The sequence below is a fragment of the Microbacterium helvum genome (assembly GCF_014779795.1).
Taxonomy (GTDB): domain Bacteria; phylum Actinomycetota; class Actinomycetes; order Actinomycetales; family Microbacteriaceae; genus Microbacterium; species Microbacterium helvum.
The window spans coordinates 48713-68103 of record NZ_JACXZS010000010.1 but is presented as its reverse complement, the minus strand read 5'-3'; the positions used below and the strand labels follow the sequence as shown (position 1 = coordinate 68103).

General features: G+C 69.9%; 17 protein-coding genes. 11 read left to right on the top strand and 6 right to left on the bottom strand.

The window, feature by feature from the left end; genetic code table 11:
* Positions 1 to 7: 7 nt before the first annotated feature.
* Complete coding sequence (gene cls, locus IF188_RS14905; RefSeq protein ID WP_318152892.1) at positions 8 to 1474, top strand: cardiolipin synthase; 1467 nt, start codon at positions 8 to 10, stop codon at positions 1472 to 1474.
* Between the two features lie 286 nt (positions 1475 to 1760).
* Positions 1761 to 2744 (top strand): hypothetical protein, encoded by a 984-nt coding sequence (locus tag IF188_RS14900; RefSeq protein ID WP_191172593.1) that lies wholly within the window; start codon positions 1761 to 1763, stop codon positions 2742 to 2744.
* 390 nt (positions 2745 to 3134) lie between these two features.
* Here IF188_RS14900 and IF188_RS14895 read toward each other — a convergent pair whose 3' ends face one another.
* The gene (locus IF188_RS14895) at positions 3135 to 4298 is read right to left on the bottom strand and encodes an AI-2E family transporter (RefSeq protein ID WP_191172592.1); all 1164 of its coding nucleotides are present in this window, start codon (positions 4296 to 4298) and stop codon (positions 3135 to 3137) included.
* A gap of 121 nt (positions 4299 to 4419) precedes the next feature.
* Between IF188_RS14895 and IF188_RS14890 the strand changes: the two genes are divergently transcribed.
* The 4 genes from IF188_RS14890 to IF188_RS14875 all read left to right on the top strand — a co-directional run bounded on the left by IF188_RS14890 (position 4420) and on the right by IF188_RS14875 (position 6820).
* Complete coding sequence (locus tag IF188_RS14890) at positions 4420 to 4803, top strand: SHOCT domain-containing protein (RefSeq protein WP_191172591.1); 384 nt, start codon at positions 4420 to 4422, stop codon at positions 4801 to 4803.
* A 26-nt stretch (positions 4804 to 4829) separates the two neighbouring features.
* Complete coding sequence (locus IF188_RS14885; protein WP_191172590.1) at positions 4830 to 5246, top strand: DUF6325 family protein; 417 nt, start codon at positions 4830 to 4832, stop codon at positions 5244 to 5246.
* A 26-nt stretch (positions 5247 to 5272) separates the two neighbouring features.
* Positions 5273 to 5617 carry an SHOCT domain-containing protein gene (locus IF188_RS14880; RefSeq protein WP_191172701.1) on the top strand — a complete coding sequence of 115 codons (345 nt, stop codon included), beginning with the start codon at positions 5273 to 5275 and terminating at the stop codon, positions 5615 to 5617.
* Between the two features lie 195 nt (positions 5618 to 5812).
* The gene (locus tag IF188_RS14875) at positions 5813 to 6820 is read left to right on the top strand and encodes a TIGR00341 family protein (RefSeq protein WP_224751922.1); all 1008 of its coding nucleotides are present in this window, start codon (positions 5813 to 5815) and stop codon (positions 6818 to 6820) included.
* Between the two features lie 21 nt (positions 6821 to 6841).
* Here the strand turns inward: IF188_RS14875 and IF188_RS14870 are convergent, their stop codons facing one another.
* The 4 genes from IF188_RS14870 to IF188_RS14855 are packed head-to-tail and all read right to left on the bottom strand — an operon-like array spanning position 6842 to position 10501.
* Complete coding sequence (locus IF188_RS14870) at positions 6842 to 7621, bottom strand: potassium channel family protein (protein WP_191172589.1); 780 nt, start codon at positions 7619 to 7621, stop codon at positions 6842 to 6844.
* A 1-nt stretch (position 7622) separates the two neighbouring features.
* Complete coding sequence (locus IF188_RS14865; protein WP_224751921.1) at positions 7623 to 8735, bottom strand: DUF998 domain-containing protein; 1113 nt, start codon at positions 8733 to 8735, stop codon at positions 7623 to 7625.
* Positions 8732 to 9838, bottom strand: coding sequence for an AI-2E family transporter (locus IF188_RS14860; protein ID WP_318152891.1), 1107 nt, complete (start codon positions 9836 to 9838; stop codon positions 8732 to 8734). The genes IF188_RS14865 and IF188_RS14860 overlap by 4 nt, the downstream gene beginning before the upstream one ends.
* A 45-nt stretch (positions 9839 to 9883) precedes the next feature.
* Positions 9884 to 10501 (bottom strand): hypothetical protein, encoded by a 618-nt coding sequence (locus IF188_RS14855; RefSeq protein WP_191172588.1) that lies wholly within the window; start codon positions 10499 to 10501, stop codon positions 9884 to 9886.
* A gap of 123 nt (positions 10502 to 10624) precedes the next feature.
* On the opposite strand from IF188_RS14855, the gene IF188_RS14850 reads away from it, so the two are divergent.
* Together IF188_RS14850 and IF188_RS14845 are read left to right on the top strand one after the other, a co-directional pair.
* Positions 10625 to 11833 (top strand): glycosyltransferase, encoded by a 1209-nt coding sequence (locus tag IF188_RS14850; protein ID WP_191172587.1) that lies wholly within the window; start codon positions 10625 to 10627, stop codon positions 11831 to 11833.
* Between the two features lie 6 nt (positions 11834 to 11839).
* A complete protein-coding gene (locus tag IF188_RS14845; RefSeq protein WP_191172586.1) occupies positions 11840 to 13126 on the top strand; it encodes a glycosyltransferase family 4 protein in 1287 nt (428 codons plus the stop codon).
* Positions 13127 to 13153: 27 nt separating this feature from the next.
* Here IF188_RS14845 and IF188_RS14840 read toward each other — a convergent pair whose 3' ends face one another.
* Positions 13154 to 13741 carry a hypothetical protein gene (locus tag IF188_RS14840; RefSeq protein ID WP_191172585.1) on the bottom strand — a complete coding sequence of 196 codons (588 nt, stop codon included), beginning with the start codon at positions 13739 to 13741 and terminating at the stop codon, positions 13154 to 13156.
* A 376-nt stretch (positions 13742 to 14117) separates the two neighbouring features.
* Between IF188_RS14840 and IF188_RS14835 the strand changes: the two genes are divergently transcribed.
* The 3 genes from IF188_RS14835 (at position 14118) to IF188_RS14825 (ending at position 19352) form a co-directional block, all read left to right on the top strand.
* The gene (locus IF188_RS14835; protein ID WP_191172584.1) at positions 14118 to 15146 is read left to right on the top strand and encodes a GlxA family transcriptional regulator; all 1029 of its coding nucleotides are present in this window, start codon (positions 14118 to 14120) and stop codon (positions 15144 to 15146) included.
* 187 nt (positions 15147 to 15333) lie between these two features.
* On the top strand, positions 15334 to 17043 hold the full coding sequence (locus IF188_RS14830; RefSeq protein WP_191172583.1) for a SulP family inorganic anion transporter: 1710 nt from the start codon (positions 15334 to 15336) through the stop codon (positions 17041 to 17043).
* A gap of 95 nt (positions 17044 to 17138) precedes the next feature.
* Positions 17139 to 19352 carry an ATP-dependent Clp protease ATP-binding subunit gene (locus tag IF188_RS14825; protein WP_191172582.1) on the top strand — a complete coding sequence of 738 codons (2214 nt, stop codon included), beginning with the start codon at positions 17139 to 17141 and terminating at the stop codon, positions 19350 to 19352.
* Positions 19353 to 19391 lie beyond the last annotated feature (39 nt).

The following is a 19391-nucleotide window of genomic DNA, read 5'->3' as shown; positions in this document are numbered from 1 at the left end:
TGCTCACGTGGACTCCGCTCTCTTCGCGAACCTCGGCTGGGGCATCGGCCTCCTCGTGGTGCTCGCCATCGACATCGCCGCACTCATCGTGATCCCCAAGGGCCGCAAGCCCACGGCGGCGATGGCATGGCTGCTGCTGATCTTCCTTCTGCCGCTCTTCGGCATCGCGCTGTTCCTGCTGATCGGCAACGTCAAGCTCCCGAAGAAGCGCCGTGCAGAGCAGGCCCGCATCGACGGGATCATCCGCGAGCGCGTGCAGTCCGAGAAGGACAGCGAAGCGGACCCCGACACCTGGCCGATCTGGTTCCGGCGTGTCGCGGCGCAGAACGAGAAGCTCACGAGCCTGCCGGCGGTCGGCGGCAACCGGGCCGAACTGATTCCCGATTACGAGGCATCCATCACCGCCATGGCGGCAGCGATCGACACCGCGCAGAAGTACGTCCACGTGGAGTTCTTCATCGTCTCGTGGGACAAGACGACGGAGGTCTTCTTCACGGCGATGGAGAACGCCGTCAAGCGCGGAGTGACGGTGCGCCTGCTCGCCGACCACGTCGCCTCCCGCAAGGCGGTCGACCAGAAGAAGACGTTCGCCGAACTCGATCGCATCGGCGTCATCTGGTCGTGGATGCTGCCGGTGCAGCCCTTCAAGGGCAAGTACCAGCGTCCGGATCTGCGCAACCACCGCAAGATCGTCGTGGTCGACGGCCGCACCGCGTTCGTGGGCTCGCAGAACCTCATCGACCGCAGCTACAACACCCCGAAGAACCTCAAGCGGGGCCTCAAATGGCAGGAACTCGTGTCGCGGGTCGAGGGTCCGGCGGTCGCCGAGATCGACGCCGTGTTCCAGTCGGACTGGCTCGTCGAGACCGGCGTGGAGCTGACCGACGAGCGGGTGCCCGCCACGGCGCTCGCTCCCGCCGGCGACCTCGTCTGCCAGCTCGTGCCCAGCGGCCCGGCCTACGAGACCGAGAACAACCTTCGGCTCTTCCTGTCGCTGATCCACGGGGCGACCGAGCGCGTCATCATCACGAGCCCGTACTTCGTGCCCGACGAGGCGATGGTCTACGCGATCACGACGGCGTGCCAGCGAGGCCTGGAGGTGCAGCTGTTCGTCTCCGAGATCGGCGACCAGGGCATGGTCTACCACGCCCAGCGCTCGTACTACGACGCGCTGCTGGAGGCGGGCGTGCGCATCTTCATGTACCCGGCACCGTTCATCCTGCACTCGAAGCACTTCTCGATCGACGACGACATCGCCGTCATCGGCTCGAGCAACATGGACATCCGCTCGTTCAGCCTCAACATGGAGGTGTCGATGATGGTGCTGGGCTCCTCGTTCGTCGCGCAGATGCGCGAGGTCGAGCAGGCCTACCGCGACGCCGGTCGCGAGCTCACCCTCGACGAGTGGCGCCGCGAGCCCGCCAAGGCGACCTTCCTCGACGGCGTCGCGCGCCTGACCTCGGCCCTGAACTGAGCCGCCGGGACGGGATGCCGGGCGCCCGGCATCCCGTCCTCCGCTGTGGTGCGGCGTCCCGAGGTCGGGTATCTGTGGGCCGAGCCAGGGGATTCGCCGCGAGACCGGGGACGTCGCCCTGGGTTTCGGCAGGGATCCCTTGGCTCGGCGCAACCGGGGATCCGGGCGTGGCCCCAGCGTCGGCGCCCTCCTCCACAGAGGTGCCCAAGACGCCCGCTGCGACGAGTTGTCCACCGGCCGCGGCGGCGCGAGGCTGCGCGATGCGACCGCGATGCATTGTGGGTTCATGGCCGCACCGACCCGAGTCACTCTGCTGCTCAGCCGCGAGCGGCCGTTCGAGGTGGCGCGGCTCGACCGCGACCGGCGACTGCATCGAATCAGGGCCGGGGCGTACGTCCTTCGCGAGGTGTGGGACGCCCTCCCGCCGTGGGAGCGGTATCGCGTCCGGGTGCAGGCGGTGGCGCGCACCTGGAGCGCACCGATCTTCTGCCTGGAGTCAGCCGCGGTGCTGCAGGGGCTTCCGATCTTCGGCGAGCCGTCGCATATCCACCTCCTGAGCGCGGACGGCCGTTCGTGGAGCGAGGGCGACGTCATCGTCCACGGCCATGTCGACGAAAGAGAGATCGTGGATGCCGGCGGCCACGGCATGACGGCGCTCGCCGATACTGCAGTCGACCTTGCGCGGGTGCTGCCACCGGCGTTCGCTCTTGCGCTCGTCGATGCCGCGGCGCGGCTGCTCCAGGCGTCCGGCGCGGCGCTCGACGTCAGCGAACGAGGGCGTGCGCGGGCGAACCGGCGAGGAGTGCGCCAGCTCGACTGGGTGCAGGCGCGTGCCACGCCGGTGTCGGAGTCGGCGGGCGAAGCCGTGAGCCGAGCTGTGATCGAGTGGCTCGGGTACGAGCCGCCCGAGCTGCAGCACGAGTTCCACTACGAGGGCTTCGACGACCGTTCGGACTTCTACTGGAAGCGAGCTCGCATCATCGGCGAGTCGGACGGTTACGGCAAGTACGACGCCGACGATCCCGAGGGGATGAAGGCGCACTTCGTCCGGGAGAAGAAGCGGGAGGACCGTCTCCGCCGACACGAAGGCGGGTTCGCGCGATGGGACTGGTCCGACACGATCAGCCACGAACCGTTGGACGAGAAGCTTCGGTCCGCGGGGCTCCTCCCGCTCTACGCACGTCAGGACGGCATGCTCGCCACGCTTGCGCGCAACCCCCGCTCGCTCATCCCCTCCCGGAGTACGAAGGCCTCCGCCACCCGCGCTTGACCCGCATCGCGAGGCGCCACGGTTCGGGCACTCGGTCGCTCCGCCGGCGGCGTCGTGGGCGAGACCGCGGGAGCCGTGCGGCGAGGCAGGGGGTTCTTCGCGAAACCGGGGGTGTGGTCCTCGGTCTCGGCGCGGATCCCTTGGTTCGGCGAGACCGGGGCGTGCGTGCGGTGGTGGGGGCGTGCGGTGGTGGGGGCGTGGATGCCGGGCGCCGGGCATCCATCCATCGCCCCTGAAGCGCGACACCGGGGATCTCTGCGCCGAGGCAGGGGGCTCTTCGCGAGACCGGGGGTGTGGTCCTCGGTCTCGGCGCGGATCCCTTGGTTCGGCGAGACCGGGGATTGCCGCGGGCGTGTGCGCGGGGGCGGTGTGCGAGACCGGCAGCCGGCGTCAGACCTTGATGTCCTGACGGGGCACCACGACCTCGCGGATGATCAGCAGCAGCGACGCGATCACCGGCAGGGCGAGCAGCACGCCGACGATGCCCATGAGGGCGCCGCCGGCGAGGGCTCCGATCAGCACGAGTGCCGGCGGGATCGAGATCGCCTTGTTCATGACGCGCGGGCTGACCACGTATGACTCGATCTGGATGTAGACGAGGTAGCAGACCGCGAAGATCAGGGCCTGCAGCGGGCTCGTGAACAGGGCGACCAGAGCTCCGAGGACGAGGAAGATCACCGAGCCGAACAGCGGGATCAGCGTGATGACGAACGCGATCACCGCCATGAGCGCCGGGAACGGCAGGCCGATCAGCAGGTGCAGCACGAACACCACGGCCGCGTTGATGAGCGACAGCGTCACCGATCCGAGCAGCGCCGAGCCCACCGAGCCGGTGATGCGCTCGGTGAGGTCCTCGATGCGGGCACGGCTGCGCGCGGGGGCGAGGGCGTACAGCGCGCGCTTGCTCGCGGCGAGGGATGCGAGGAAGTACAGGGTCAGTGCGACCACGATGAAGGTCGCCGACACGGCCCCGATGAAGCCGATGCCGGCCGACAGCAGTCCGCCGCCCAGATGGGCGAGGGTCGACGGCGACGAGATCCAGTCGCCCGCCTGCTCGATGCCCGCCAGCACCGCCTGCTGCGCGCCGGGCTCGAGCGCGCCGAACCACGCGGACTCGGGAACGGCCGCGATCGCGTCGGGGATCGCCGCGACAAGCTCGCCGATCTGCGCGAGCACCGGGGGGAAGACGAACAGCAGGAACGCCGCCATCGCCACCGCGAAGCCGCAGAACACGATCGCGATGCCCGCGCCGCGTTTGACACCCTTGCCCTCCAGGCGTCGCACGAGCGGATCGAGCCCGACCGCCAGGAACATCGCGAGCACGATGTACACGAGGATCGTCGAGATGACGGTCACCGCGAGACCCATCACGAGCGCCGCGAGGACCCCGATCGTCACGAGGAAGCCCAGCGCGAGCGGGTGGTCGAGCCCGGCGACCACCGCCCACACCCGTCGCGGGCGCTCCGTGGCCGCAGCGACGACCGCGGGGTCGTGGGATGCTGCGACCTCGGTGTCGCGTCCGGAGATGTTCGAGGACTCGGGGGGAATCGTCATTTTCACATGATGCCGTGAAGGGACGGTTGGGAGTAATGTCGCGAAAAGGAACGGCGCGCCGCGCTGTTCCTTTCGTTACAGCGACGGGCTGACGTCCGTCCGACAGATTGGCAAACCGCACATGGGCTTCTGGGACCTTCTCGCTTGGATCTTCTGGGTCTTCGTCTTCGTCGCCTACCTGATGGTCGTCTTCTCGATCATCGGCGACCTGTTCCGCGACGAGAAGCTGAACGGCTGGCTCAAGGCGGTCTGGATCCTGTTCCTCATCTTCGTCCCCTTCATCACCGCGCTGGTCTACCTCATCGCACGCGGCAAGGGTATGCAGGAGCGCTCCATCGCACAGGCGCAGGCACTGCAGGCCGCGCAGCAGGACTACATCCGTCAGACCGCGGGCACGTCGGCCAGCCCCGCTGACGAGGTCGCGAAGGCCAAGGCGCTGCTCGACGCCGGGACGATCACCCAGGCCGAGTTCGACTCACTGAAGGCGAAGGCGCTCTCGGCCTGAGAGCCCTGATCGGAAACGGAGAAGACATGACTGACTTCGACTACGGCCCCATCGAGTTCTACGCGATCGGGTTCGAGGGCGACCGCCCGGGTCCCGGCGTGCTGCAGGCCGTCGACGACCTCGTTGCGGCCGGCACCGTGAACGTCCTCGACCTGGTGTTCGTCCGCCGCTCGCCCGAGGGTGAGCTCGAGATCCTCGAGCTGTCGGACACCATCGAGAGCGACGTGCCGACCCTCGACCTCGAAGGCCTCGCCGGCGAAGAGGACATCCTCGCCCTCGCCGCGGGCCTCGAGCCGGGCACCTCGGCGGCGATCCTCGTCGTCGAGCTGCTGTGGGCCAAGGCCTTCGCATCCGCGCTGTACGACGCCGGCGGCGCCGTCATCGCGCGCGAGGGTGTTCCCGCACCGATCGTCAACGCGTTCCTCGCTGAGAACGCCGACTGAAGGAGGAAGACATGCCACTCGGAAGAATGGGCCGCCCCGGCCTGATCGGCATGGCCGCTCGCACCGCCGTCGTCGCGGGCACCGCGACCGCCGTCTCGGGCGCCGTCGCCGGTCACCAGCAGCAGAAGGCGTACGAGCGCCAGGAGCAGCAGGCGTACGAGATGCAGCAGCAGCAGGCTGCGATGGATGCCGCCGCCGCACAGGCCGTCGCCAACGCGCAGGCCGCCGCTCCCGTCCCCGCTCCGGCAGCGCCCGCTGCCGGCGGCGGTGACGACCTGATGGGCAAGCTCAACCAGCTCGCCCAGCTGCACGCGCAGGGCATCCTGTCGGACGAGGAGTTCGCCGCCGCGAAGGCGAAGCTGCTCGCCTGACACTCCGTCACGCGAACCGCGACGAAGGCCGCACCCGCAAGGGTGCGGCCTTTCGCCATGCGAGCGGCTCAGGACGGGTGCACGCGGCGCGCGGAACGGGCGCTCGCGGGGCCTTGACGGGCATGGTCGACACGGCACGGGCATGCTCGACGACGAAAGGGCATGGCCGGTGGGAGTGTGCGCCATGATGTGCGCATGGCGATCTTCTCCGGTGCGATGAAGGCACTCATTCCGTTGACGCAGCGGCAGACCGCCGACGAGGTGACCGAGGCGCTCGACCTGGGCTCCGGCGACCGGGCAGGCAAGCGCAGCGGGTTCCTGATCATGCTCATCCTCGCTGCGATCATCGCGATCGCCGGCGTGCTGACCGACTCGACGGCGACCGTCATCGGCGCGATGATCATCGCGCCGCTGGGCACCCCCATCCTGGGGATCGGCCTGGGCATCGTGCGGGGGCAGCTTCGGCTGGTGGTCCGATCGATTCTGTGGGTCCTCAGCGGGTTGGGGATCGTGGTCGCGCTGGGCCTGCTGTTCTCGGCGTTCGTCGCCACGCCGCAGAGCCTCTTGACGAACTCGCAGGTGCTGGGACGCACGTCGCCCAGCTTCCTCGACCTGGTCGCGGCTCTGGCCACCGGGTTCGCGGGGGCCTTCGCGATGTGCCGCCGCGACCTCAGCGCGATCCTTCCCGGCGTCGCGATCGCGATCTCGCTGGTGCCTCCGCTGGGGGTTGTCGGCGTGTGCGCGGGCCAGGGACTGTGGCCACAGGCACTGGGCGCCCTGTGGCTGTTCCTGTCGAACGTCCTCGCGCTCATCATCGCGGGCAGCATCGTCTTCACGCTCGCCGGCTTTGCGCGCGAACCCGGGTCGTCGCCGGTCGCCAACCGTCGCCGCGCGTACATCATCGTGACCGTGCTGACGATCGTGATCGCGATCCCGCTCGCGCTCAACTCGATCGTGTCGATCGCGCTGGCACGCTGGTCGGTGGTGATCCAGCAGACGACGGCCGGCTGGCTCGCCGACGACGGTACGGCACGGGTGACGGGCGTCGACTGGTCGGGTACGACGGCGACCGTCGAGGTCGTGACCGACGACGGGATCACTCCGCCGATCGACGAGCTGCGCAGCGCGCTCGCCGATGCGGTTCCCTCGTTCATCGGCGTCGTGGTCGACGCCGGGCAGGGGGTCGAGATCCCCGTCCAGTGAGCCGGGCGGGGAGAGGATGCCTCACACCTGGCGGTCGGACGACGTGGCGTCCTCGACGCCGGTACCGCCGGCATCCGTGCCCTCGTCGATCGTCCTCGAACCCGGGTTCTGCGCGGCCGTCAGCTCGTCGATGCGCGCCATCAGCTCGCGCACCTGCGCCCGGGTGGCGGGCTCCTCGGCGTCGTTGTTGCGGGTCCCTCGCTCGACCACCCACGACGCCAGCGTCGCCGTGATCACGCCGGCCAGCGCCACGCCGCCGAGCATCAGCCCCACGCCGACCCACCGGCCTGCCGACGTCACCGGCGTGTAGTCCCCGAACCCGGTCGTCGTCACCGTCACGCACGACCACCACAGCGCGATCCCGAAGGTCGTGATCGTGGCGTCGGGCGAGTGACGCTCGGCGTCGAGCACCGCCAGCGACGCGACGAAGACGAGCAGCACCGACGCGCCGGCGCCGTAGACGATGATCTGGGTGCGCAGCAGAGCACCACGCGTGGGCTTCATGCCGGGGAGCTTCGTCAGCACCTGCAGCAGCCGCACGAGTCGCAGCACCGGGATGACGGCGAACGCCAGTGCGAACAGGTGCGTGCGGAACCAGAGCCATCTCTGCTCGGCGAGGAACAGCCGCACGAGGTAGTCGGCGATGAACATCGCCCACGTCACGAGGATGACGATGTCGGCCGCGACGCGCGCCGGACCCTGCAGGTCGGCGATCACCCGCCACGAGAAGGCGACGAGGTACGCGAAGCCCGCGACCATCAGCGGCACCTCGGTGCGCCGATGCCACGTCTGCTCGTTCATCTCAGGCCCTGCGGGCATCCAGTTCGAGGGCGGCCGTGTTGCGGATGAACAGCACGATCCACGAGAAGATCAGGATGCCGGCGACCAGCTCCACGGCGGTCAGGGTGTAGTACCCGATGCCGAAGAAGATGCCCAGTACGACGGTGACCGCCAGGAACACCCACCCGACCGCATAGAACGCGCGCGGCATCCCGGGGATCCACTTCGGCAGCATGACCACGAGGGCGGCGTAGGCGACGACCATGCCCGTCGCGACGGTGTTGTGCACCAGGAAGAAGTCGTCGACGTGGAAGATGCCCACGCACGCGAGGAAGATGCCGACGATGACCAGCAGCGCGCGGACCCATCGCCGGGCGCTCGCACTCGTGGCAGGCACGTTGCGGGTCGCGTAGCGGGCGAGGGTCGTCACGATCACACCCGCGACGATGATCGTGATGTTGAACGCCCACGAGGACGTGTTCGACGACATCCCGAGGGCGCTGAGGTTGTCTTTCCACCAGTCGGGGTCGCTCGCGGTCATCATGCTCGCGACGACGCCGAGCACCAGGAACACGGCGAGCACCACGGCGAGCAGCTGCAGGTCCATGTGGGTCGCCGAGTAGAACGCGATGTAGGCCGTGAGCGCCGACGACGCCCCCGCGAGGACGAGGGCGGGGATCGCGAACACCTCGGCACCGAGGAACGACTGTTCGAGGATCACGGCGAGCAGGGTCCAGCCGAGCACCGCGATCACGCCGTGCGCGAAGGCGAGCGCGGCGATGTCGACGTAGTCCAGGAACCGCAGCCGGGTGCCGTGCCGGCCGCGTTCGCGCAGCACGAACCGCCCGGCGATCACCGCGAGCAGGGCCGAGACGCCGGAGGCGACAGCGGCGTACTCGCCGATCGACCCAGGGCCCGAGATCGGCGTCGACTGCAACCGGAAGACGATGAGCGCCACGAGCGCGGCGACGACGAACGCGATCGCGCCGACGCTGAGCGCCATCGACTCGAGGCCGCGCTCCGTGGACGAGTCGAGCAGTCGCGCCGCGACCGCCTCGCGGCGGGTGGCCTCGTGCGGGGCCGACGAGGACGCGGGGTCGGCGGCATCCATCTCGTCGATCGGGGTCTGGGTCATGGCCGCCTCCCTGCGGTCTGGTGGTCGGATGCGGGGCGCGGTCGCGCGGAGCGGTCGCCCGAGAGCCAGCGCAGCCAGGTTGCCCCCGGGTCGCCCTCGAGCACGAGCGTGCGGACGAAAAGGGTGAGCGGGATCGACAGGATCGCGCCGAGCGGGCCGATCACGAACGTCCAGAAGATCACCGAGAAGAAGCTCAGCGTGAGGCTGAGGTCGACCGCGTCGCTCACGAACTTGGGCTGCACGAGCACCTGCAGCACGACGTTGACGACGCAGTAGATCGCGATGACGCCGAGGAACAGCGGCCACCCGCCGACGACGAACGCCAGCACCGCCGGCGGGATCAGGCCGATGACGAAGCCGATGTTGGGGATGAAGTTCGTGACGAACGCGAGGATCGCCCAGGTCACCGGGGCCGGCACGCCGAGCGCCCACAGGGCGAGGCCGTCGATGATCGCCACGATCGCCCCGAAGCTCGCGTTGACGACGTAGTAGCGGCGGATGCCGGTGTTCAACTGACGTGCGCGCTGGATGACCGGCCGGCGCTCGGCGCCGAAGACGCGCTCGGCCTCCCCGTAGCGGGCGGCGTCGGCCGCCATGAAGATGACGTACGCGAACACGAAGAACAGGGCCGTCGCGATCCCGACGACGGTACCGCCGAGGCTCGACACCAGGCCGAGGATCGTCTTCGGGTCGACGGCGGCAGCCGTGGCGTCCGCCGCCTGCTGGTCGAGGCCGAGCGACTGCAGCCACGCGACGACGTCATCCGCGCTCGAGCGCAGCTTGTCGGCGTAGTCGGCGATCAGGCCCGCGAACTGGGTGCCGGCGACCCACAGCAGCGCCGCCATGCCCAGCAGCACCAGGTACGCGACGACGATGACGGCGGTCGTGCCGGCCCATCGCGGCCAGCCGAGGCGCTGCAGCGGACGCCGTGCCGGCTCGCAGATGACCACGAGCACGATCGCGAGGGCGAGCGGGCCGAACACGCCGCGGGCGAAGTACACCCCGGCGAGCACGACCGCGGCGGCGGCGAGCGTGAGCAGCACACGCAGGCTCGGCGACAGCACGGGTGCTGCGGGCACGGCGGGCGGGGTATCGCGCTTCACGTGCTCAGGCTAGCGGCGCGAGGCCGCCGCGGGCGGTTGCGTCGATCAGTTCTTCGGGTCGATCCGCAGCACGCCGGGCGTCTCGCCGATCGCGACGTCGTCGATGACCCGCAGGGTGCGCGCGATGTCGTCGACGCTGCCGATGACGGTGCCGAAGCGCTCGCGGTCCGAGCAGACCGCCGTGACGGTCACGAAGTGCGTGCCGGTGTCCCAGGTGTACGTGGCGAAGGGTGGCGTCCGCGGGTCGGACGGCAGCGCCATCTCGAGTTTCTCGCCGACGCCCAGGTACGGATTGCGGAAGGACTCGGTGTCGTCGTACTCCATCGGCATCATCGCCCGTGCCGCGCGAAGGTCGTTCGTGGCCTGCTGAACCTGCGCCATGACGACGACGAGCTCGGCGTCCGCCTTCCAGACCCACACCAACACGCGGCCCGCGGCGCGTCGCATCAGGAACGGGGCGGCCTGACTCATCGCCCACGCGGCCACCGAGCTGCCCGGGCGGGCTCCTCCTGCCGCTGAGCTCGTCGAAGCGCCGACGGCGCCGCCGGCCTGGGTGAGCAGCATCCGGATCGCCGCTTTGCGATGGCGGCGTCCGCGGAAGCCGAGGGACTCGGTCACCGGCACCCACAGGTTCGGATCGGCGTCGGCCTGCAGTCGGGGCATGCCCCCAGGGTACGTGCCGCCTCTGGCGCGTTCCTGGGGGTCCGCGGAACCGCGTGAAGTAAGGTGGATGCCGCGCCCCGACCAGCCCTCGGTGCGCATCCGCCGCACAGAAGGCCCTGATCCGTGACCGATCCTGCGACGCCCGAAACCCCCGGCGCTTCCGAGCGCCCGCTGAAGATCCTCATCGGCGCCGACACCTTCCTGCCTCATGTCAACGGCGCGGCCCGCTTCGCGGAGCGCCTCGCGGCCGGTCTCGTCGCGCGCGGCCACGACGTGAACGTCATGGCCCCCAGCAAGACGCATCGCGAGCACGGCACCTTCACGGAGGTCATCGAGGGGCAGCCGATGACGATGTACCGGCTGCCGGCGTGGCGCTTCCTGCCGCACGACTGGCTGACCTTCGTGCTGCCGTGGATGTCGAAGCACTACGCCCGCCGCGTGCTGGACGAGGTGAAGCCCGACGTCGTCCACATCCAGTCCCACATCGTGATCGGTCGCGGCCTCTCGCGCGAGGCGCACAAGCGCGGGATCCCGATCATCGCGACCAACCACGTGATGGCCGAGAACATCCTCGACTTCACGACGCTGCCTGATGCCCTCGACCGCGTGTTCGTGAAGATCGCCTGGGCCGACGCGAAGCGCACGTTCGACCTCACGCGTGCCGTGACGACGCCGACGCGCAAGGCCGCCGACTTCCTGGAGTCGACGATCGACATCGATGGCGTGATCCCGATCAGCTGCGGCATCGACGCCGGCAACTACACACCCGACCTGCAGCCGCGGGACGGCAACCGCATCGTGTTCGTCGGCCGTCTGACCACCGAGAAGCAGATCGACGTGATCCTGCGGGCGATCGCGAAGCTCGACCCCGCGCTGGATGTGCGCTTCGACATCGTGGGCAGCGGCGACCAGCGCCGCAACCTCGAGAACCTCACCGCGGAGCTCGGGCTGTCGCAGCGCGTGCACTTCCACGGGCACACGAGCGACGAAGAGATCCGGTCGCTGCTGACGAACGCGAGCGTGTTCGCGATCGCCTCGATCGCCGAGCTGCAGTCGATCGCGACGATGGAGGCGATGGCCTCCGGCCTGCCGATCGTCGCGGCGGATGCCGTCGCGCTGCCGCACCTCGTGCACGACGGCGAGAACGGGTACCTCTTCCGCCCCGGCGACGTGGACGACCTCGTGGCGAAGCTCACGGCCGTGCTCACGCTGCCGCACGAGGAGCGGGTGCGCATGCAGCAGGCGTCGCTCGACGGCGTCAAGGTGCACGACATCCAGCGCACCCTCGACACGTTCGAGGCGCTCTATCGCGACGAGCCGCTGCCCGAGTAGGCCGCCGTGCACGTCCTGATGTTCGGCGACCAGCATGCCGAGACGCTGGGCGGGGCCCAGGTGTCGATGCGCCTGCAGCGGCGATTCCTCGAGAAGGCCGGGCACACGGTGACGATCGTGGCGCCGGCCCGTCATGGCCGCGCCCGCTCGCGGGGGGCAGCGGCCGATCCGTCGTATCTCGATCTGCCGTCGATCCCGATCACGTTCGACCGCGAGTACTCGATGACCTGGCCGGGCGCGCGCACGGATCGACGAGTGGATGCCGCCCTCCGGCGCCTGCTCGAAGACACCGGCCGTCCGCTCGTCGATGTCGTGCACGTGCAGGCCGACTTCTGGGGCGCGTTCATCGGCCACCGGTTCGCGAAGCGCCACGCCCTGCCCGTCGTGCACACGATGCACAACCGCGTCGACGTCGGCATCGAGGCCACGGCGCCGTTCCCGGGGCTCGTGCTGCGCGTGCTCAACGCGTGGCAGCGCCGGGCGCTGGGGGTGTTCATGGAGGCGAAGCCGGTGGGGCGCGACGGCTGGGCGTACCTGCGCCGGTTCGCCGGCCGATCGGATGCCGTCACCGCGCCGTCGACGCACTTCGCCCGGCGTCTCGAGGCGCATGGTGCGGTGCCCCAGGGCCGACGAGGCATCCCTCCCCATCTGGATGCGCCGCCGACGGATCCGACCGTCGACGTCATCTGGAACGGCATCGACGACGACCTTCTCGAGGCGGCGCTCCTCGCGGCGCCGGCCGAGCGCGCACCAGGCCCGCCGCGGTTCGTGTGGCTCGGGCGGATGAGCCCCGAGAAGCGGCTGCTGCCGTTCCTCGAAGCCCTCGCGCTGTCGGGCGTCGACGCCGAGGTCGAGATCATCGGCGGCGGCGGTCAGCAGCGGGCGGCACAGCGACTGGTCGGCAGGCTCAGGCCGCGCGCCGCCGTCACGTTCGCCGGCCGGATGCCGTACGCCGACACGCTGCGGCGCATCGCCGCGGCGGATGCGGTCGTGCAGACCTCGATCGGCTTCGAGACGCAGGGCATGACGATCTTCGAGGCGGCCTCGCTCGGCACTCCCGCCGTGGTGAGCGATCCCGACCTTGCCGCCGAGCTCGGCAGCGGGTACTGGCCGGTGGGCGACGGTCCCGGCGCCGATCCGTCGATCGCGGCGCTCGCCGAGGCGCTGCGGGCGGCGGCATCCGACATCTCCGCGGGGTCGCCGCGCACGCCCGACCCGACGGTCCGCGAGCGGTTTCGCCAATCGTCCCGCACGGCGGCGATGGTCGACGTCTACGAGCGCGTCACCGCCTGACGGGGCCGCCCGGCGCGACGGCCCGTGTCAGCCGTAGACGATGCTGAGGATGCCGCTGTAGATCAGGTTGCCCAGGATCGCCCAGATCGTCGCGACGCCGATGCCCAGCCCGATGCCGGCAGCGCCCTTCGGCGCGCCCTTCTTCGCCAGTCCGATGGCGCCCAGCACGACGGCAGCGAGCGCAAGCAGGCCGCCGATGCTCGTGAAGACGGTGGTCACGAGGTTGACGAGCACGTAGTTGTAGTTCGGCTGCAGCATCATCGCCGCCTGAGTGACGAGCGTCACGGTGGACAGCACGAGCGTCGCGATCGCGATGATCAGCGCGACGAGACCGAGGGTGTTCTTCGGCCGTGCGGGCGCGGTCGCCGCGGCGCCGGGGGAGCTCTGCGCCGGGTACGTCTGCGCATTCGGGTATGCCGCGTTCGGGTATGCCGCGTTCGGGTCCGGTGTGCTGGGGTAGACCGGAAAGGCGGTGGGGTCGGACTGCGGCGCAGGCTGCGCGGGGCTCGCGGCAGCAGGCGCGGGTGTCGCGGCGGGTCCCGGCTGCGACGCCGTCGTGTCGGCCGGGATCGGCTGGTCGTGGGGAGTTTCGGGGGTGCTCGGGGGAGTCGTCACGTGCCAGAGCTTAGGGTGCCGCAGCGACGTTCGCACGGGTCCCGCCGGGTGAGCCGCCGCGCTCCGGCGTGATCTGCCACACTTGCGCCACCGGTGTGCGGCGCATCGTGCAGAAGTGCGGCGGCTCGGGCGGCGGAGAGCCCGAGGAGAGTCAGGGCAGACGAGTGCGGTCGGTGGGCACGCGGCGGTAGCCGTCGGTGCGGAGTGCGAGGGCGGTCGACGTGAGGGCCCAAGCCGCCAGGCCGGCGAGAACGATGATCAGGAACATGGCAGAAACGCTACGCTTGCGGTAGGACTGCCACGAGTGGCAGGATTGACACACATCGCACGAAAACTGCCACACTGGAGTTCGTCCGAATCCGCATCGGAGGTCTGCATGAGAACCGTCGCCTGCATCGTCGTCGACGGGTTCGCACCGTTCGAGTTCGGGGTCGCGTGCGAGGCCTTCGGCCTCGACAGGTCGGACGACGGCGTGCCGAACTTCGACTTCCGCGTCGTCACGGCAGACCCCGGCGTGGTCCGCTCGAAGCTCGGCTTCTCGCTCAACGTCGAGCACGACCTGTCGTTCGCGTACGAGGCCGATCTCGTGGTCGTGTGCCCCACGCCGCGCGAGTACTGGGGTCACACCGATCCGCGTGTCATGTCCGCGGTGCGCGCCGCGGCCGCGCGCGACGCCTGGGTGCTGAGCGTGTGCAGCGGGTCGTTCATCCTCGCCGAGGCCGGGGTGCTCGACGGACGCAGGGCGACGACGCACTGGATGTATGCCAACGTCATGGCTTCGATGTACCCCTCGATCGATGTCGACCCCGACGTGCTCTACGTGCAGGACGGCCGCATCATCACGAGCGCCGGCACCGCCGCCGGCATCGACGCGTGCCTGCACCTGCTGCGGCAGGAGCTCGGCGCCGAGCTCACCAACAAGATCGCGCGCCGCATGGTCGTGCCGCCGCAGCGGGACGGCGGCCAGGCCCAGTTCATCGCCAGCCCGCTGCCCGCGACCACGTCGCTGTCGCTCGCCCCGGTCACCGACTGGATGCTCGACAACCTGCGCCTCGACCTCACCGTCGACCAGCTCGCGGCGAAGGCGCACATGTCGCCGCGCACGTTCGCGCGCCGATTCAAGGCCGACCACGGTGCGACGCCCGCGGCGTGGCTCGCGCGGCAGCGCATCATCCACGCCCAGCGGCTGCTCGAGAAGACCGACCTCGGACTCGACCGCATCGCCTACGAGAGCGGATTCGGATCGGCGGCCGTGCTTCGCCAGAACTTCGCGCGCGTGCTCGGCACGACGCCGACGGCCTACCGCGCCCGGTTCGCCTGCACCGATGACGTGGTCGTCGGCGAGGAGCCGGTGGATGCCGGTGCGGCAGAGGCTGCGGCATCCACTCTCGAATCCGTCGCCTGACGGCTCCCGGGCCGTTCTCCCAGATCAGGAGATCTCGCCAGCGCAGGACGTCTTCTGCAGAAACGGCCTGTCTTCGCGAGATCTCCTGATCTCGGCGAGGGAGCGCTCGGCGAGGGAATGCACGGCGAGGGAGCGCACGGCGAGGCGCGTCCGCGACAGGCGGGCGCCTGTTCGCTAGCGTGTCAGCGTGGGGCTCAATCCGCGGACGTGGTTCTCGCGCAAGACGCTGCGCAAGGACCTGGTCGCGGGTCTGACGCTCGGCGTCGAGAGCGTGCCGGACGGGCTGGCGCAGGGGCTGCTGTCGGGGCTCAACCCGCTCGCGGGCCTCTACGGACACCTGTTCGGCATGATGGGCGCGGCGCTGTTCACGAGCAGCGCCCTGATGACCGTCCAGGTGACCGGTGCCATGGCGCTCATCGTGTCGGACGCCGGACTGCAGACCCTCGCGGATCCCGACCGAGCGCTCTACACGCTCACGATCATGAGCGGGATCATCCTCGTCGTCGCGGGTCTGCTGGGCGCGGGCAGGCTGGTGCGGTTCGTGCCGACCGCCGTCATGACGGGGTTCGTCACCGCGGTCGGCGTCAACATCGTGCTGGGCCAGCTGTCGAACTTCACCGGGTACGCGGCGCAGGGCGACAACCGCATCGCCAAGACCATCGACCTGGGACTGCACATCGTGCAGTGGAGCATCCCTGCCCTCGTCGTGGGCGCGATCACGGTGCTCATCATCGTGCTGCTGCAGAACACCCGCGTGGGTGCGCTGGGCATGGTCGTCGCGGTCGTGGTCGGCTCGATCTCGGCGGTGATGCTCGACCTGTGGGTGCGCACGCCGGTCGTCCTGCTGCGCGACCTCGTCGCGGTGCCGGGGTCGCTGCCGGCGCCCGTGCTGCCGAGTCTCGACGACGTCGTGTTCCTGATCCTTCCCGCGATCTCGCTCGCGTTCGTGGCGATGGTGCAGGGTGCCGGGGTCTCGGCGGGCATCCCGGTGCAGGGCAAGCCCGCCGACACGTCGCGCGACTTCATCGGGCAGGGCGCGGGCAACATCGTCTCGGGCATCTTCCGCGGGATGCCGGTCGGCGGGTCGTCGTCGGGCTCGACCCTGGTCGCCGCGGCCGGAGCGCGCACGCGGCTCGTGTACTTCGTGGCCGGTGCCGTGATGTCGCTGGTCATCCTGCTGGCTTCGGGGCTTGTCGCCTACATCGCGATGCCCGCCCTCGCCGGCCTGCTGATCGTCGTCGGCGTGACCGCGGTGAAGCCGAGCCGCGTCTACTCGGTCATCAAGAGCGGCCCGCTGCCGACGGTCGTGATGGCGGTGACGTTCGTGCTGACCCTGCTCATCCCGCTGCAGTTCGCCGTGCTCGCGGGCGTCGGCCTCGGCATCATCATGTTCGTCGCGCAGCAGTCCAACCGCGTGCGGGTGCGGCGCGTGGTCTTCGCCGACGACGGGCGCATGCGCGAGATCGATCCGCCGCGCCGCATCCCGCCGCACGAGATCGTCGTGCTGCAGCCCTACGGCAGCCTCTTCTTCGCCAGCGCACCCACGTTCGAGAGGCAGCTGCCCGCGGTCACCGTGGAGTCGACGCGCTCGATCGTGATCGTGCGTCTGCGCGGCGTCGACGAGGTCGGTCTCGCGTTCGTAGAGGTGCTGCGCCGTTACGCGCGCGAACTGCGGGCGGCCGAGTCCGGCCTCAAGCTCGTGGTCAGCGAGGCGCGCGTCATCCGGCAGCTCGAGGCGGGCGGCCTGCGCGCCGAGATGGGCGAGGCGAACCTCTATCGCGGCTCGGAGTGGGTCGGCGCCGCGCTCCGCCGTGCCTATGACGACGCACGCGACGAGCTGCGGGACGAACCGCGCGAGCCCCGAGAAGAGAGGCGGGAAGGACCCCGCGAAAGCTGACGCGTCTTGCCGCGGCATCCCTCTCTTGATAAACTTGAGCCATCACGACTCAACTTTGAATCGCCACGTTGAGTCTCACAGATTTCAGGAGACACATGAACGCCACGCAACAGCCCGGACAGGAGGAGGCGCAGAGCGCCCTCGAGCAGTTCGGCATCAACCTCACCGACCGCGCCCGGCAGGGCAAGCTCGACCCCGTCATCGGGCGCGACAGCGAGATCCGGCGCGTCAGCCAGGTGCTGACCCGCCGCACCAAGAACAACCCCGTGCTCATCGGCGAGCCCGGCGTCGGCAAGACCGCCGTCGTCGAGGGCCTCGCCCAGCGCATCGTCGCGGGCGACGTCGCCGAGTCGCTCAAGAACAAAGAGCTCGTCACCCTCGACATCTCGGCGCTCGTCGCCGGTGCCATGTACCGCGGCCAGTTCGAGGAGCGCCTGAAGAGCGTGCTCAAAGAGATCACCGAGTCCGACGGGCGCATCATCACCTTCATCGACGAGCTGCACGTGCTCATGGGCGCAGGCGGCGGCGAGGGCTCGGTCGCGGCATCCAACATGCTCAAGCCCATGCTCGCGCGGGGCGAGCTGCGGCTCATCGGCGCGACCACGCTCAACGAGTACCGAGAGTTCATCGAGAAGGATGCCGCGCTCGAGCGCCGCTTCCAGCAGGTGTACGTGGGCGAGCCGTCGGTCGAAGACACCGTCGCGATCCTGCGCGGACTCAAGGAGCGGTACGAGGCGCACCACAAGGTCGCCATCGCGGATGCCGCACTCGTGGCCGCCGCGTCGCTCTCGCACCGCTACATCCCGAGCCGCCAGCTGCCCGACAAGGCCATCGACCTGATCGACGAGGCCGCGTCGCGGCTGCGCATGGAGATCGACTCGGCCCCGCTGGAGATCGACGAGCTGCGCCGCCACGTCGACCGGCTCAAGCTGGAGGAGCTCGCGCTCAAGAAGGAGAAGGACGACGCCTCGAAGGAGCGCCTGGCCGCACTGCGCGAGACGCTGCGCGGGGAGCAGGAGCGTCTCGACGAGCTTCAGGCGCGGTGGGAGCGCGAACGGTCGTCGCTCAACCGCGTCGGCGACCTCAAGACCAAGCTCGACGCCGCCCGCATGGAGGCCGAGCGCGCGCAGCGCGAGGGCAACCTCGAGAAGGCGTCGCGTCTGCTGTACGCCGAGATCCCGGCGCTGGAGCGGCAGCTCGTCGAGGCCGAGCGCGAAGAGCCCGCCGGCGACCGGATGGTCAACGACCAGGTGACCGACGAAGACATCGCGGCCGTGATCGCCGCGTGGACGGGCATCCCGGTCGGGCGCCTCCTGCAGGGCGAGACCGAGAAGCTGCTGCACCTCGAGTCCGAGCTCGGCAAGCGGCTGATCGGGCAGAAGGATGCCGTCAAGGCGGTGTCCGACGCTGTCCGGCGCTCCCGCGCGGGCATCAGCGACCCGGGACGGCCGACCGGTTCGTTCCTGTTCCTCGGCCCGACCGGTGTGGGAAAGACCGAGCTCGCCAAGGCTCTCGCCGAGTTCCTCTTCGACGACGAGCACGCCATGGTGCGCATCGACATGTCGGAGTACGGCGAGAAGCACTCGGTCTCGCGCCTGGTCGGCGCCCCTCCCGGGTACATCGGGTACGAGCAGGGCGGCCAGCTCACCGAGGCCGTGCGCCGTCGGCCGTACTCGGTCGTGCTGCTCGACGAGGTCGAGAAGGCGCACCCCGAGGTGTTCGACGTGCTGCTGCAGGTCATGGACGACGGTCGTCTCACCGACGGTCAGGGCCGCACGGTCGACTTCTCGAACGTGATCCTCATCCTGACGTCGAACCTCGGCTCGCCGATCCTCATCGACCCGACGCTGTCGACCGAGCAGAAGCGCGAGTCCGTCATGGCCATCGTGCGGCAGGCGTTCAAGCCCGAGTTCCTCAACCGCCTCGACGACGTCGTGATGTTCTCGGCGCTGAGCGAGGACGACCTCGCGCAGATCGTCGAGCTCACGGTGGACGCGCTCCAGCGTCGCCTGCACGACCGTCGACTGACCCTCGCGGTCACCCCCGACGCGCGTGCGTGGCTCGCCGAGCGCGGCTACGACCCGGTGTTCGGCGCCCGGCCGCTGCGCCGGCTGATCCAGTCCGAGATCCAGGACCGCCTCGCGATGGCGCTGCTGTCGGGCGGCGTGCGCGACGGCGACGTCGTGCGGGTCGACGTCGCGGCCGACGGCTCGCAGCTCGTGCTCACGAGCGACGGCCCGGCAGCGCCCGAGTCCGCCGCCGCTGACGACACCGACGAGGTGATCGAGGCCGAGCTGCTCGACGACTGACCCTGCGCGCCCTGCGGAAGAACGGATGCCGCCGTCCCA